11 protein-coding genes and 1 pseudogene are annotated in these 13,896 nt (G+C 68.8%); 8 read left to right on the plus strand and 4 right to left on the minus strand.

Going from position 1 to position 13,896, the window contains the following annotated elements; translation table 11 throughout:
• Positions 1-335: 335 nt before the first annotated feature.
• On the plus strand, positions 336-1,292 hold the full coding sequence (locus tag SNAS_RS11735) for a hypothetical protein (RefSeq protein WP_013017636.1): 957 nt from the start codon (positions 336-338) through the stop codon (positions 1,290-1,292).
• A 36-nt stretch (positions 1,293-1,328) separates the two neighbouring features.
• Here the strand turns inward: SNAS_RS11735 and SNAS_RS11740 are convergent, their stop codons facing one another.
• On the minus strand, positions 1,329-2,552 hold the full coding sequence (locus SNAS_RS11740) for an HRDC domain-containing protein (RefSeq protein WP_013017637.1): 1,224 nt from the start codon (positions 2,550-2,552) through the stop codon (positions 1,329-1,331).
• A gap of 159 nt (positions 2,553-2,711) precedes the next feature.
• Here SNAS_RS11740 and SNAS_RS11745 point away from each other — a divergent pair, with 159 nt between their 5' ends.
• Both SNAS_RS11745 and SNAS_RS11750 read left to right on the plus strand, forming a co-directional pair.
• Entirely contained in the window at positions 2,712-3,353 is a 642-nt protein-coding gene (locus SNAS_RS11745; protein ID WP_013017638.1) for a helix-turn-helix domain-containing protein, read from the plus strand.
• The gene (locus SNAS_RS11750; RefSeq protein ID WP_013017639.1) at positions 3,350-5,845 is read left to right on the plus strand and encodes a VIT domain-containing protein; all 2,496 of its coding nucleotides are present in this window, start codon (positions 3,350-3,352) and stop codon (positions 5,843-5,845) included. The genes SNAS_RS11745 and SNAS_RS11750 overlap by 4 nt, the downstream gene beginning before the upstream one ends.
• Before the next feature lie 370 nt (positions 5,846-6,215).
• Here the strand turns inward: SNAS_RS11750 and SNAS_RS11755 are convergent, their stop codons facing one another.
• On the minus strand, positions 6,216-6,602 hold the full coding sequence (locus SNAS_RS11755) for a RidA family protein (RefSeq protein ID WP_013017640.1): 387 nt from the start codon (positions 6,600-6,602) through the stop codon (positions 6,216-6,218).
• Positions 6,603-6,705: 103 nt separating this feature from the next.
• Between SNAS_RS11755 and SNAS_RS32695 the strand changes: the two genes are divergently transcribed.
• Positions 6,706-7,281, plus strand: a complete 576-nt coding sequence (locus SNAS_RS32695; RefSeq protein WP_169313876.1) for a ribonuclease FAU-1 family protein — start codon at positions 6,706-6,708, stop codon at positions 7,279-7,281.
• 61 nt (positions 7,282-7,342) lie between these two features.
• On the opposite strand, the gene SNAS_RS11765 is transcribed toward SNAS_RS32695, so the two are convergent.
• On the minus strand, positions 7,343-8,017 hold the full coding sequence (locus tag SNAS_RS11765) for a maleylpyruvate isomerase family mycothiol-dependent enzyme (RefSeq protein WP_013017642.1): 675 nt from the start codon (positions 8,015-8,017) through the stop codon (positions 7,343-7,345).
• Between the two features lie 98 nt (positions 8,018-8,115).
• On the opposite strand from SNAS_RS11765, the gene SNAS_RS11770 reads away from it, so the two are divergent.
• On the plus strand, positions 8,116-8,562 hold the full coding sequence (locus SNAS_RS11770; protein WP_013017643.1) for a winged helix-turn-helix transcriptional regulator: 447 nt from the start codon (positions 8,116-8,118) through the stop codon (positions 8,560-8,562).
• A gap of 78 nt (positions 8,563-8,640) precedes the next feature.
• Positions 8,641-9,821 (plus strand): annotated as a pseudogene (locus SNAS_RS37585) (epoxide hydrolase family protein).
• On the opposite strand, the gene SNAS_RS11780 reads toward SNAS_RS37585, so the two are convergent.
• On the minus strand, positions 9,808-10,320 hold the full coding sequence (locus SNAS_RS11780) for a DinB family protein (RefSeq protein WP_013017644.1): 513 nt from the start codon (positions 10,318-10,320) through the stop codon (positions 9,808-9,810). The pseudogene SNAS_RS37585 and the gene SNAS_RS11780 sit on opposite strands and share 14 nt — an antisense overlap.
• 106 nt (positions 10,321-10,426) lie before the next feature.
• Between SNAS_RS11780 and SNAS_RS11785 the strand changes: the two genes are divergently transcribed.
• Positions 10,427-11,641, plus strand: coding sequence for a GNAT family N-acetyltransferase (locus SNAS_RS11785; RefSeq protein WP_013017645.1), 1,215 nt, complete (start codon positions 10,427-10,429; stop codon positions 11,639-11,641).
• A gap of 93 nt (positions 11,642-11,734) precedes the next feature.
• Positions 11,735-13,741: a threonine--tRNA ligase gene (thrS, locus tag SNAS_RS11790; RefSeq protein WP_013017646.1), complete on the plus strand. Its 2,007-nt coding sequence runs from the start codon at positions 11,735-11,737 to the stop codon at positions 13,739-13,741.
• The last annotated feature ends 155 nt before the right edge of the window (positions 13,742-13,896 follow it).

Raw genomic sequence — 13,896 nt, forward strand, 5'->3', positions numbered from 1 at the left:
CTCCTAAGAGTGGGTGATCCAGACGTATGTTACTCGCAAGTAACTGGTGATCTCCGGCGGCGCCGACACAGCTGTTTGTGAGCGATTGATCACCTTAGGGCGCCTAGAATGACCTGGTGCGGAGTTGCGGGGAACGGGCGCGAAACATGACATATTGGCGCGTTACCATTTGCGCTCCAACCAGCTGGGCCCAAGATGCTCGTCGACGTACCCGAAATACCGCGTTTTTCTGCGAAACGGTTACCGTTTCGTCGTTGTGAGACGTGAATACGACGCTTTAGTCTTGGTGCCTACGACATGATGTGCACGAATAATCCCTCGAAGGAGCCTCAGCCGTGACCTATCCACCTCCGCCCGGCGTGCCCGGCGACCCGGGCCAGCAGCCAATGCCTGACCCGTACGCGCCCGGCGGTGGTTACGCGCCACCTCCGTCAGACCCGTACGGACCTCCGCCGCAGGGCGACCCCTATGGCGCCCCGCAGGGCGACCCGTACGGCGCTCCGCCGCAGGACCCCTACGGCACTCCGCCCCCGGACGCGTACGGCTCGCCGCCCATGAGCGGTGTGCCGATGTCCCCTGGCGCTCCGGGGATGGCGCCCGACCCGTACACGCAGGCTCCCATGCCCGGCATGCCCGGCCAGCAGCCGTCCTTCCTGGGCGGCCAGCCGCCGAAGAAGAGCAACCTCGGCTGGATCCTCGGTGGTGTCGGCGGCGCGGCCGTCCTCATCATCCTGGTGGTCGTGGGCATCGTCCTGGTCAACTCCGGTGGCGGCGGCTCCGACGACACCGCCGGTGGCGGCGACAAGTCCAACGAGCAGAGCGGTGACCCCTCCGAGAGCGGCGACGACGGCGGCAGCGGCGAGTACGCGGTCTCCGAGGGCATGTGCACCAAGGTCGACGTGTCGGGGGTTCCCTCGTCCATCGGCCTGGACAAGTTCGACGACATCTCGATGGACAACGAGATGTACTGCTCCTCGATGGGTTCCTCGTCCTCGCTGGTCTCGGTGAAGGGCAAGGCCTACAAGGACGCGAAGGAAGCCGAGGCCGGTTACGAGGAGTACAAGAGCACCGAGACCGTCGGCGGCGACGGACTGCAGGAGTTCACCGGCGACTGGGACAAGGGCGAGATCTCGCAGTACGCGAACCTCGAGGGCACCGCGTCGGTGTTCATCCTGGACGGCAACATGGCGATCACGATGTACATCAGCGCGACCGACAAGGCGACCAACGACGAGGCCAAGGAAGCCGCGACGGTTCTGGCCGAGGGCGTCTTCAAGGCCGCTTCGTCCTAAGTTCACATAAGTTCACCTAAGCTGCCGTGGCGGTCGTCAACCCTTGACGGCCGCCACCAGTGTCTTCGCGACCAGTTCGATCTGCCAGGCGCGGACGCCGTGGTGCTCCAGCGCCTCGGCCACCGTGGTCCTGGTGATGGGACGCGGCGGCTGCCAGCACAGCGCCCGCACCGCGGCGGGGGCGACGAGGTTCTCGGGCGGCAGCTCGTGGGCGGCGGCGACCTCGGCCACCGCGGCCCGGGCCCGCTTCAGCCGGGCGGCGGCCGCCGGATCCCGGGAGGCCCAGCGGTGCGTCGAGGGCGGGCCGTCCGAGGCGGGGGAGACCGAGGGCAGTTCGTCCTCGCTCAGCTTCCGCACCTTTGACAGCGCCTGCAGCCAGCGTTTCGCGTTGGCGCGGCCGTGGCGGCGCTGGAAACCCGGAATGCTGGTGAGTTCGCCGAAGTCGGTGGGATCGGCGATCGCGGCGTCGGCCAGTGCCGGATCGGGGACGATCTTGGACGGCGCGCGGTCGAGCCGCTGCGCGATCTCGTCGCGCAGGTACCACAGCTCCCGCACCCGGGCCAGCGGTCGGGCGCCCCGCACCCGGTGGATGCCGGAGGTGCGGCGCCACGGTTCGGCGCGCGGCGCCGGTGCCGGGGCGTTGAGGGCGGCGGCGAACTCCTCGTCGGCCCAGTCGCGTTTGCCCTGCAGCCGCAGCTCGGCGTCCAGGATGTCGCGCAGTTCGACCAGCAGCTCGACGTCGAGGGCCGCGTAGGTGAGCCAGTCGGCGGGCAGCGGCCGGGTGCTCCAGTCCGCGGCGGAGTGGTGCTTCTCGAGCGTGAAGCCCAGCAGCTTCTCCACCAGTGCCGCCAGTCCCACCCGCTCGAAGCCGCACAGTCGCGCGGCCAGCTCGGTGTCGAACAGCCGCGGCGGTCGCATGCCCTCACCGGCCAGGCAGGGGAGGTCCTGGCTGGCGGCGTGCAGGATCCACTCGGTGTCGGCCAGCGCCGCGTTGAGCTCGCGCAGATCCTCGAAGCCGGTCGGGTCGACGAGCGCGGTGCCCGCCCCGGCGCGGCGCAGCTGGATCAGGTAGGCGCGGGGCTGGTACCGGAACCCGGAGGCGCGCTCGGCGTCCACGGCCACCGGACCGGTGGCGGCGCGGAACCGGTCGACGACGGTTCGAAGACCTTCGAGATCACTCACTACCTCGGGCACGCCGTCGCGGGGTTCGGTGAGCACCACCGGGGTGGGAGTTTCTTCGGAGTCTTGATCGTCGGACACGCGTTAACCGTACGGGGGTACGGCAGGTAACCGGGGGTGCACCGCTGTAGAAAGGTCCAGCTCACCCATATGGGCGAAATGTCAGCTTGTGAAGCCGGGTTTCGAGGCCGATTCACGCCTGAATTTGACACTGTCATATGACAGTGTTAGATTCGTGGCATGGAAGAGACAGAGGCACGCTGGCCGATCGGCGAGCTGGCGCGGCGGGTGGCCGCGGCACTGGCCGTCGGTTACGACGGCCCGGGCAACGCCCGGGTGCGCGGTGTGCCCGACGTCCGCTCCATCCGCTGGTACGCCACCATCGGACTGCTGGACAAACCCGCGGGCTACCGGGGGCGCACCGCGCTGTACGGCCCGCGCCACCTGCGGCAGCTCGTGGCGGTGAAACGCCGCCAGGCCGCCGGGGTGGCACTGTCGGACATCCAGGCCGAGCTGGCGGGCGCCTCACCCGAGGAACTGGCCGACCTGGCCCGGGTGCCGGGGGAGCTGCTCGACGGTGAGCCCTCGGACCAGGCGGCCGAATCCGATCCCCGGCCAGTACCCGCCGTCGAGGCCGCCTTCTGGAAGTCGCAGCCGGTCACCGTGACCGTCGCCGAACCGGCCGGGCACGCGCCACCGGCGGCCGCCGCGAACCTGTCCTACGGGCTGAAACTCGCCGAGGGGCTCACCCTGCTGGTGGACGCGACACGCTGTCCCACCCCCGAAGACCACGAGGCGGTACAGGCCGCCGCACAACCTCTCCTGCGCGCCCTGAAGGCGCGCGGCCTACTCACCACCGCCTACACAGGAGTGAAACCATGAGCTTGCGCATCGCCGACCTGCCCGTCTTCAACACCGAGCCGACCGAGGCGACGGAGGGCTCCGGCCTGGGAACGCTGGCCACCGAGCGCGGCAACCTGCCACTGCGCGGCCTGGACATCAACTGCCACGTCACCGGCCTGGGCGTCCGCACCGTCGTCACGCAGCGATTCCACAATCCACACGGCGAGCCCATCGAGGCGACCTACATCTTCCCGCTGCCCGAACGCGCGGCGGTCACCGATATGACGATGACGGTCGCCGAGCGCACGGTCACCGCCGAGCTCCACGAACGCGCCAAGGCACGGCAGCTGTACGACACCGCGATCAGCGAGGGCAAACGCGCCTCCATCGCCGAGGCCGAACGCGCCGACGTGTTCACCATGCGGGTCGGGAACCTCGGTGCCGGCGAGGAAGCCGTCGTCACCCTCACCCTCGTCGGCCCACTGGCCTTCGAGGACAACGAGGCGACGCTGCGGCTGCCGCTGGTCGTCGCGCCCCGCTACATCCCCGGCCAGCCCACCGGTGCCGCACCGGTGGGGGAGGGCTATGCCGAGGACACCGACGCGGTCCCCGACGCCTCCCGCATCACCCCGCCGGTGCTGTTGCCCGGCTTCCCCAACCCGGTGCGACTGTCCATCGAGGTCACCATCGACCCGGCCGGACTGCCGTTGCGGCAACTGCGTTCCAGCCTGCACGCCGTCACAGTGGACGAGACCGGCGAGGTCACCCGGGTGCGGATCGAACCCGGCGAGCGGGTCAACCGTGATTTCATCCTGCGCTTCGACTACGGCGAGTCCGGCGACGTCGCCGGCTCCCTGCTGACCGCTCCGGACGAGAACGAGCCGACCAGCGGCACCTTCCAGCTGACCGCCATCCCGCCGTCCGACCTGCCCCGGGCCCGGCCCCGCGACGTCGTGGTCCTGCTGGACCGTTCCGGCAGCATGGGCGGCTGGAAGATGGTCGCCGCCCGTCGCGCCGCCGCCCGCATCGTCGACACCCTGTCCAGCGCCGACCGCTTCGCCGTCCGCTGCTTCGACACCGCCATGACCAGCCCGGAAGGCTTGGACCCCAACGGTTTGAGCGCCGGAACCGACCGCAACCGGTTCCGCGCCGTCGAACACCTCGCGGGCACCGAGACCCGCGGCGGCACCGACATCCTCAAGCCCCTGTCCACGGCTGTCGACCTGCTGACGGCGGGCGAGAAGGGCCGCGACCGCGTCATCATCCTGGTCACCGACGGCCAGGTCGGCAACGAGGACCAGATCCTGCGCGAACTCACCGGACGGCTGTCGGGCATGCGGGTCCACGTCGTCGGCATCGACAAGGCCGTGAACGCCGGTTTCCTGCACCGGCTGGCCCTGGTGGGCCGGGGCCGCTGCGAACTCGTCGAATCCGAGGACCGGCTCGACGAGGCCACCGCCCACATCCACCGCCGGATCGTCGCCCCCGTCGTCACCGACCTCACCGTCACCGGCGAGGGCCTCGACCTGGAACCCGAAACCTTGGCACCCCACCGCATCCCCGACCTGTTCACCGGCGCCCCGCTGATCATCAGCGGCCGCTACCACGGCGCGGGAACCACACCCCGCCTGAAGCTCACCGGCACCAGCCAGGACGGCACCCCGTGGACCAGCGAACTCGCGGCCCGCACCGACGACACCGCCCTGACCTGCCCCGCCTGGGCCCGCGCCCACCTGCGCGACCTGGAGGACCGCTACGCCTCAGCCCCCGGCTCACCCGACCTGGGCGACCTCGAGAAACGCATCGTCGACGTCTCCCTGCGCCACCGGGTGCTGTCCCGGTTCACCTCCTTCGTCGCCGTGGACAGCCGCGTCGTCACCGAAGGCGGCAAACCCCGCACGGTCGTCCAGCCGGTCGAGATGCCGGAAGGCTGGGACATGCCCACCCCCGCCGCCCCCTCGCCCTACCTGGGAGCCAGCGTCCGCATGATGGCCGCTCCCGCCGCCGCCCCCGAGGCGATGGCCCAGGGCTACGGCGCCGCCCCGCCCCCGCCCGCCCAACCCGGCGGAGCCGCCCCGTCCTTCGCCCGCCCCGCCGCCCCCCGCAAGGCTCCCAACCGCGGCTTCGGCAAATCGGCGGGCGGTCCCGGCCAACCCCTCATGGACGTCGACCAGATCCGCCAGATCCTGCACGACGAATGGCGCATCCTCGACCCCGAAGTCCACACCATGGAGTTCAAGGCCCCCGAGGTCGTCGCCCGGGAACGCCGAGCGGCCCTGTCCGACCTGGCCACCCGCCTCGGCGTCGTCATCGACGCCATGAGGGACACGGGAGCCTTCGACGGCGACACGGTGACCGCCCTACGCGACCTCCTGCCCCGCATGGAGGCCTGCGAACGCCCCAACCCACCAACCGGAGACGACCTGGCATCGCTGTGGCAGCGCACCATCGAACTCCTGCGAACCCTGAGCGAGACCGGCGGCGCCACCCCGCCGTCGTCAACGGATCCCAAACCGTTCTGGAAGCGGTGACCAGCTAGCGGAGTGGGTCCGCTCGGCCGAGCGGACCCACTCGCGATGGAAATGTGCGCTGTGTGTGCGGCTCGTTCTTTGCGTTGCGGCCAAAGTTTCGCGACGACGGAGAGGAACCGCTGCCATACCTGGTCACGGCCTGGATCGTCTGCGCGCTGCTGTTGACACTGCGGCTAGGGCCGACGCTCGGCGTCGACCGGACCGGGATCTGGTTCCGGTCGGTGCTGTGGCGCCGCAAGGTGTCGTTCGTACCGTGGTCGCCGCGGTGGTGGTGTCCGAAACGCGTTGAGGGCCAAGCGAATCGCGTCGGCAGCGTCGAACCGGACCGCCACGTGGACGGGAGCGTGGTGGCGACAGCTCGCGGGCCGGGTCAGCTGGCGGCGATGACCTCGATCTCGACCAGCCAGTCGCTGTCCAAGGTGGTGGCGACGATCGCGGTGGTGGGGACGCGACGGTCACCGAGCGCGGCAACGCGGGCGGCGGCGTTCGCCTCCGCGTAGGCGGGGTCGCGCAGGTAGCTGGTCAGCCGGACGATGTTGTCCACCGTCATGTCGGCCGAGGCGAGGATGACGCGAATGTTCGACCAGATCAGGTCGAGTTGTTCGTCCAAGCTGGACCCCGGCTTACCGGCGGGGTCGAGGCCCATCGTGCCGGAGACGAACAGCATCCGCTCGGCCCCTCGCACCTCCATGGCGTGCACGTAGTCGTCGGTGGCGGGGTAGACGCCGTCGGTCGGGTTGCGGGGTACGAGTTCCATGCGTTGTCTCATTCCTCGATGGGCACTGCGGCTGTCGTCAGCGAAAGATACTGGACCGCGCTCGGTTCGGCCAGAACCAGCCCGGTTGCGGGGGTTCGGCAGGATGGCGCACATGTCCTCAAGCTGGGTGTGGCGGCGTGGCCGCAAGTTGAAGCGCGCCGACCATGTCCACGGCTGGTGGTGGGAGGCCGTTCTGGGCGACGATGAGCACGGCCAGTGGGCGGCACAGCTGGCCCAGGCACCGACTTTTCTCAGGGACGGCACCGTGTTTCGCATGGCCGATGCGGTGATCCGCTGCTATCCCCGCGACGAGTGGTGGGTGGCGACGTTCTACGGCTCGGAGCGTGGCGTGACCTTCGTCCGGCCCGGTGGTGGCGTGGACGAACGGCTCAATCCGAATGCGATCTATGTGGACATGTCGACACCGCCTGAATGGACGGAAGCGGGGATCTCGTTCGTGGACCTCACCGTGGACGTGGTCAAACGGTACGACGGGACGATCGCCGTCCTGGACGAGGACGAGGTTGACGAAGAGGCGCGTAAGTGGGCGACGCCCGCCGGTCAACTGGCGCAGGCGCGGCACAGCCGGGCTCGGGTCGAGGGCTTTATGACAGCGGGAGTTGGTGTTTTCGGCGTGGTCGCGGAGTCGTGGCGGGACCGGTTCGAGGGTTGTCGGTGACGGGGCGAGTGGACGGCGTCCGGCGGGGTGGCCGGACGCCGGGTAGTGCGGGTGGGGTGGGTTATTCGGTCAGGTCTTTCTCGGGGAAGTCGAACGCGGGCATGTGCGCCAGGTGCGGCGCGGGGTTGTGCCAGCCGAGCGTTTCGAGTTGGACGCGACTGCGGCGGCCCGCCAGGCCGCGGGAGAGGTCGTAGCCGTTGGTGTGGACCGTTGTGGCCGGGGTGCCGTCGCCCAGTTGCCAGTCCTGGTCGAGGTCGTCGGCGACCACCCGGACCGATGGTGTGTCGGCGGGCCAGTGCGCGGCGATCGCGGGGACCAGGAGGTCGATGGTGAAGCGGACGGTGGTCTCGTCGCGGTCGACCGGTTCGCCGAGGGCGGCGCGGATGTCCTGCTCGTGGTGCCACAGGTCGAAGGCGTTGCCCCACAGCTTCGCGTCGGCGCGCATGGCGGTGTCGAAGGCTTCGGCGTTGCCCGACCATTCGGTGCAGATGTCGGCGAGAGTGTGGTCGGCGCGGTTGGATACGTGGATCGCGGTCCAGGGAGCGGTTCCCTGCTCGTCGACGTTGCCGGTGAGAGAGTCGGCGACGTTGCCCGCCAGGTGGGCGTAGGTGTCGCGGACTGTCCACAGCGGGAGGGCGGGGACGGGGGTCTCGTGGCGGGACGTGTCCAGTGTGGTGGCCAGGTTCAGGAGGCGGTGGCGGATGCGCGCGTAGATGTCGGGTGCGTGGGAAAGCATCGCTGGGGCCTTTCGTCAAGGTGTACTAGCATCACGCAAGTAACTAGGGTTGCATGACGCTAGCATGTTGACTTTCATGACGCAAGTTCGGAGGAACGATGCTGGGAAGGCTCTACCCCTCACAGGAATGCTCGGCCGCCCGCGCGCTGGAACTGGTCGGCGAACGCTGGACCCTGCTCATCCTTCGCGACGCCCTGTTCAAGGACTTCACCCGTTTCTCGCAGTTCCAGCAGAGCCTGTCGATCGCCCCGAACATCCTGACCAAACGTCTCAATGACCTGGTGGACAACGGAATCCTGCGAACCCACACCGCCGCAGACCGCTCCGACCACCACGAATACCTCCTCACCGAGATGGGCCAGACACTCAAACCCGTCATCACCTCCCTCACCGTGTGGGGCGACCGCTGGGTCCGCCCCGGTCCGGCGGTGTTCGTGCACGAGACCTGCGGCACCGAGGTCTCGCAGCGCTACGACTGCCCGCACTGCGGCGACACGGTCGCCCCCGAAGCCGTCCGCGCGAACCCCCGCCTCACCGCCGACTGACCCGCCCGACCCTATGAGCGGGGGGCGTGGTGGGTTGGGGGTGCTGGCGGGTGGGGTGGTGGCGTAGCGTCACGCGACGTGAGTGAGCGCGAGGATGTGGAGCTGCGGCCGTTTCGGGTTGAGATCGCTGAGGATGAGCTGGTCGATCTGCGGGGGCGGTTGGATCGGGTTCGGTGGCCGGAGGACGTGGGTGGGCCGGGGTGGGCGCGCGGGGTGCCGGGGGAGTACTTGCGGGAGTTGGTGCGGTATTGGCGGGAGGAGTATGACTGGCGGGCCGCGGAGGAGCGGTTGAATCGGTGGCCGCAGTTCACGGCCGTGGTGGACGGGGCGCGGGTGCATTTCGCTCATGTGCGGTCGCCGGAGCCGGGGGCTCGGGCTTTGCTCATGACGCACGGGTGGCCCGGGTCGATTGTGGAGTTCTCGGAGGTGGTGGGGCCGTTGACCGATCCGGTGCGGTTCGGTGGGGAGGCCCGGGACGCTTTTCATGTGGTGTTGCCCAGTATTCCGGGGTTCGGGTTTTCAGGGCCGACGCCCGGGCCGGGGTGGGAGTTTCGGCGGGTGGCTAGCGCGTTTGGGGAAGTGATGCGGCGCTTGGGGTATCGGGAGTACGGGGTGCAGGGTGGCGATTGGGGGGGGCTGCCATTTCGCGGGAGTTGGGGCGGATTCGTCCGGGGGAGGTGAGTGGGGTTCATCTGAACCTGTTGCCCGGGGGTGGGGCGACGGCGGCGCCCGGGGAGGCGGAACTGGCCGGGTTGAGCGAGGGGGAGCGGGAGCGGACCTTGGCGTCTTGGCGGCGGCAGGCCGCGTGGGATGCCGAGAGTGCCGGGTACGCGGTGGTGCAGGCTACGCGGCCGCGGACCTTGTCGTACGCCCTGACCGATTCGCCGGTGGGGCAGTTGGCGTGGATCGCGGAGAAGTTCCGGGAGTGGTCCGATCCGGAGTGTGTCATCGATCGGGATCTGTTGCTGACCAACGTGATGCTGTACTGGCTGACCCGGACGGCGGGGTCGTCGGCGGCCATCTATTACGAGCGTGCGCACACCGATTACGGCGGGGACATGTATCCGGCTTCGCAGACGCCGACGGCGTTGGCGGTGTTCGCCCACGACAACTTCATCCCGTTGCGGCATGTCGCCGAGCGGACGAACAACATCGTGCGGTGGACCGAGTATGGGCGGGGCGGGCACTTTCCGGCTTTGGAGGTGCCGGAGACGTTGGTGGGGGATGTGCGGGAGTTCTTTCGGGCTATTCGCCCGTGACTCCGTCGAGGGCCTCGCGGATCAGGTCGGCATGTCCATTGTGGCGGGCGTATTCCTCGATCATGTGGACGTAGATCCAGCGGAGCGTGTAGACGCGCCCGTGGCGGTCGGGAGGAGTCTGCCAGTCCAGGTCCTCGATACCGGCTGCGTTCTCGCGGGCGAGCTCGCAGGCGACGTCGAACTGTTTGAACGCGTCCTCGACGTCCTCCGCGCCGATGTTCTCGAACTCGCCGTCCGGGTTGTCCTCGGTCCAGTACAGGCCGCGTTCGCGGGGCACTCCCGGCAGGACGTGGAGGAACCAGTGCCGTTCGACGTCGACCATGTGCCGGACCAGGCCGAGCAGGGACAGGCTCGATGGCGGCACCGTGCGGTCGGCGAGCCGGTCGGTCGGGACGCCGTCGCACTTGAGCAGCAGGGTGGCGCGGTGGAAGTCGAGCCAGGATTCGAGCATCTCGCGATCGGGGGCGGTGCGGGGAGCGCGAACGCGTTCGACAGTCATGTCCTGGAATCTAACCGCTCGACAACCCCGGTATCCACCCGGTTAACTGGGCCTCATCCGCGACAAAACAGTGGACGCGAGTGGGCCGGCGTGTGAGGATCGCGGCGTGACGACGCCAGAGTTCTCCATCCGCACCGCCAACGCCGACGAGTACGAGCGCGCCGCGCGCATCTTCACCAGCGCGATGCTGTTCGAGTTCACGCCCAGTGAGGTGGGGCGGGCCCGGTTCGAACCGGAGCGGGCGCTGATCGCCGAGATCGACGGGGAGGCGGCCGGGGTCACCAAGGCGATGACGCGTGACCTGTCGATCCCCGGCGGGGTCGTTCCGGCGGCCCATATCAGCGGGGTGGGCGTCGGTCAGACCTTCCGCAGGCGCGGTGTCCTGTCAGGACTGATGCGGCGGCAGCTGCGCGAGGTGCCCGAGGCGCTGGCGGTGCTGTGGGCCTCGGAGACCGCGATCTACGGGCGATACGGCTACGCCGTGGCGAGTGCGGAGCTGCGGCTGGCGGCACAGCTGCCGCAGCTGGGCGTCAAGCCGGTCAACGACTCCGGACGGCTGCGCGCCATCGAGGCCGACACCGCCGCCACGGTGCTGCCGCCGGTGCTCGCCGAGTACCAGAAGCAGCGCCCCGGGGTCTCGGGACGGCGGCCGGTGGAGTGGGCGACCACTCTGGACGACCCGGCGGAGTTCCGGCACGGCGCCTCGGCCCGCCGGATCACCGTGCACGAGGACGCGTCCGGCAAGGTCGACGGCTACGCGCTGTGGCGCACCAAGCTGGAGTTCGACGAAGCGGGTGTCAACGGTGAGGTCACTGTGGAGGAGGTCGTCGCCACCACTCCCGAAGCCTATGGGGCACTGTGGAGCAACCTGCTGACGATGGACCTGTGCCGCAAGCTCAACTACATGCACGCCGCCGTCGACGAGCCGGTGCAGCAGCTGGTGTCCAACACCCGCGCGCTGAGCGCCCGGTGGTCGGACGCGCTGTGGGTGCGCGTCACCGACGTCCGCCGGGCCCTGGAACAGCGCCGCTTCGGTGCCCCGATCGATCTGGTCCTGAACATCACCGACGACCTGATCGCGTCCAATAGCGGACACTTCCATCTCCGCGGCGACATCGACAAGGCCCACTGCGAACCCACCGACGCCCCGGCCGACATCTCGTTGTCCGTCAACGAACTGGGCTCGGCCTACCTGGGCGGACGGTCGCTGGCGGAGTTCGCCGTCACCGGCAAGGTCACCGAGCACACCCCCGGCGCGGTCCACGCCGCCAGTGCCGGGTTCGGCTGGCCGGTGGCGCCGGGCAGCATCGAGATCTTCTAATCGACTGGAAGACTCTGATTCCGGGCGACTACGATGGGCGCACGCCGGGGGATTCTCGGCCGAAAACCATTCCGCTCGTGAAGGAGAGCCATCGTGTCCGCACCACAGCAGTCCCGGATAACCGACCGCGTCGTCATCGCGGCCGGGACGACGTGCGCCGACGCGATAGCCGAAGCGGGCTTGCCGACTACCGGCCCCAAGGCGATCGTGGTGGTCCGCGACGCCGAGGGGAACCTGCGCGACCTGTCCTGGGCTCCCGACGCGGAGGCCGAGGTCGAACCGGTCGCCATCGATTCCCCCGACGGCCTCAACGTGCTGCGCCACTCGTGCGCGCACGTCCTGGCCCAGGCGGTGCAGGACCTGCACAAGGACGCGAAGCTGGGCATCGGTCCGCCGATCCGCGACGGCTTCTACTACGACTTCGACGTCGCCGAGCCGTTCCACCCCGATGACCTGAAGAAGCTCGAGAAGCGGATGCAGGAGATCATCAAGTCGGGACAGCGGTTCTCGCGCCGAGAGTTCGCCTCCAAGGACGCCGCCCGCGCCGAGCTCGCCGACGAGCCGTACAAGCTGCTGCTCGTCGACATCAAGGGCGACGACGAGGTCGACGCCGACGAGGTCATGGAAGTCGGCGGTGGTGACCTCACCATCTACGACAACCTGGACGCCAAGTCCGGTGACCGGGTCTGGGGCGACCTGTGCCGCGGCCCGCACCTGCCGTCCACCAGGCACATCCCGGCGTTCAAGCTGATGCGTTCGGCCGCCGCGTACTGGATGGGTTCGGAGAAGAACCCGCAGCTGCAACGGGTCTACGGCACCGCTTGGCCCTCAAGGGACGCTCTCAAGGAGCACCTGCGAATGCTGGAGGAGGCCGCCAAGCGCGACCACCGCAAGCTGGGTGCCCAGCTGGACCTGTTCAGCTTTCCCGACGAACTCGGTTCCGGTCTGCCGGTGTTCCACCCCAAGGGCGGCATCATCCGGCAGGAGATGGAGTCCTATCTGCGTCAGCGCCAGAAGGACGCCGGGTACGAGCTGGTCAACACCCCGCACATCACCAAGGAGAACCTGTTCCTGACCTCGGGGCACCTGCCGTACTACGCCGACTCGATGTTCCCGCCGATGGAGTTCGAGGGCGCCGAGTACTACCTCAAGAGCATGAACTGTCCGATGCACAACCTGATCTACCGCTCGCGGGGACGTTCCTACCGGGAACTGCCGCTGCGGCTGTCGGAGTTCGGTTCGGTGTACCGCTACGAGAAGTCCGGCGTGGTGCACGGCCTGACCCGGGTGCGCGGACTGACCATGGACGACGCGCACATCTACTGCACCGAGGAACAGCGGGACGAGGAACTCAAGAGCCTGCTGAAGTTCGTGCTGGAACTGTTGCGGGACTACGGTCTGGACGACTTCTACCTTGAACTGTCCACTCGCGGCGACTCCGACAAGTTCATCGGTGACCCGAAGGACTGGGAGGACGCCACCGAGACCCTGCGCCGGGTCGCCGAGGAATCCGGTCTGGAACTGGTTCCCGACCCGGGCGGCGCCGCGTTCTACGGCCCGAAGATCTCGGTTCAGGCGAAGGACGCCATCGGCCGCACCTGGCAGATGTCGACCATCCAGATCGACTTCAATCAGCCCGCGCGCTTCGAACTGGAGTACTCCGCCGCCGACGGCACCCGCAAACAGCCGGTCATGATCCACCGGGCGCTGTTCGGTTCGATCGAGCGGTTCTTCGGTGTCCTGACCGAGCACTACGCCGGGGCGTTCCCGGCGTGGCTGGCGCCGGTGCAGGCCGTCGGCATCCCGATCCGGGACGAGAACGTGCCCTACCTGGACGAGTTCGTCGCCAAGCTGCGCGCCGAGGGCATCCGCGCCGAGGTCGACACCTCCGACGACCGGATGCAGAAGAAGGTGCGCAACGCCCAGCTGCAGAAGATCCCGTTCATGGTGCTGGCCGGTGACACCGACCAGGAGGCCGGGACCGTCTCGTTCCGCTACCGCGACGGCTCACAGCGCAACGGTGTGCCGCTCGAGGAGGCCGTTGCCCATGTGACCGATGTGGTGCGTTCGAGGACCAACGAGGGTCCGTCGGCCGCTTGAGGCCGGGTGCGGCACCGCGCCGCGTTTGACTGAATTGTCCGCCGTCGTCCGATGTCTTCGCAGGTGGAGGCCGGGCGGCGGCGGATCTTAATCAGGTCGGATTGTCGACAAGCAGACGACCATATGTTTAAGTTGCCGACCTCACCGGTTAGTGT

This window comes from Stackebrandtia nassauensis DSM 44728 (assembly GCF_000024545.1).
Lineage (GTDB): Bacteria > Actinomycetota > Actinomycetes > Mycobacteriales > Micromonosporaceae > Stackebrandtia > Stackebrandtia nassauensis.

Bases quoted from the DNA above. Each gene is read 5' to 3' on its own strand.
- SNAS_RS11745 (WP_013017638.1), top strand. From the start codon at position 2,712: ATGGAAGAGACAGAGGCACGCTGGCCGATCGGCGAGCTGGCGCGGCGG.
- SNAS_RS11750 (WP_013017639.1), top strand. From the start codon at position 3,350: ATGAGCTTGCGCATCGCCGACCTGCCCGTCTTCAACACCGAGCCGACC.
- SNAS_RS11755 (WP_013017640.1), bottom strand. From the start codon at position 6,602: ATGGAACTCGTACCCCGCAACCCGACCGACGGCGTCTACCCCGCCACC.
- SNAS_RS32695 (WP_169313876.1), top strand. From the start codon at position 6,706: ATGGCGCACATGTCCTCAAGCTGGGTGTGGCGGCGTGGCCGCAAGTTG.
- SNAS_RS11765 (WP_013017642.1), bottom strand. From the start codon at position 8,017: ATGCTTTCCCACGCACCCGACATCTACGCGCGCATCCGCCACCGCCTC.
- SNAS_RS11770 (WP_013017643.1), top strand. From the start codon at position 8,116: ATGCTGGGAAGGCTCTACCCCTCACAGGAATGCTCGGCCGCCCGCGCG.
- SNAS_RS11780 (WP_013017644.1), bottom strand. From the start codon at position 10,320: ATGACTGTCGAACGCGTTCGCGCTCCCCGCACCGCCCCCGATCGCGAG.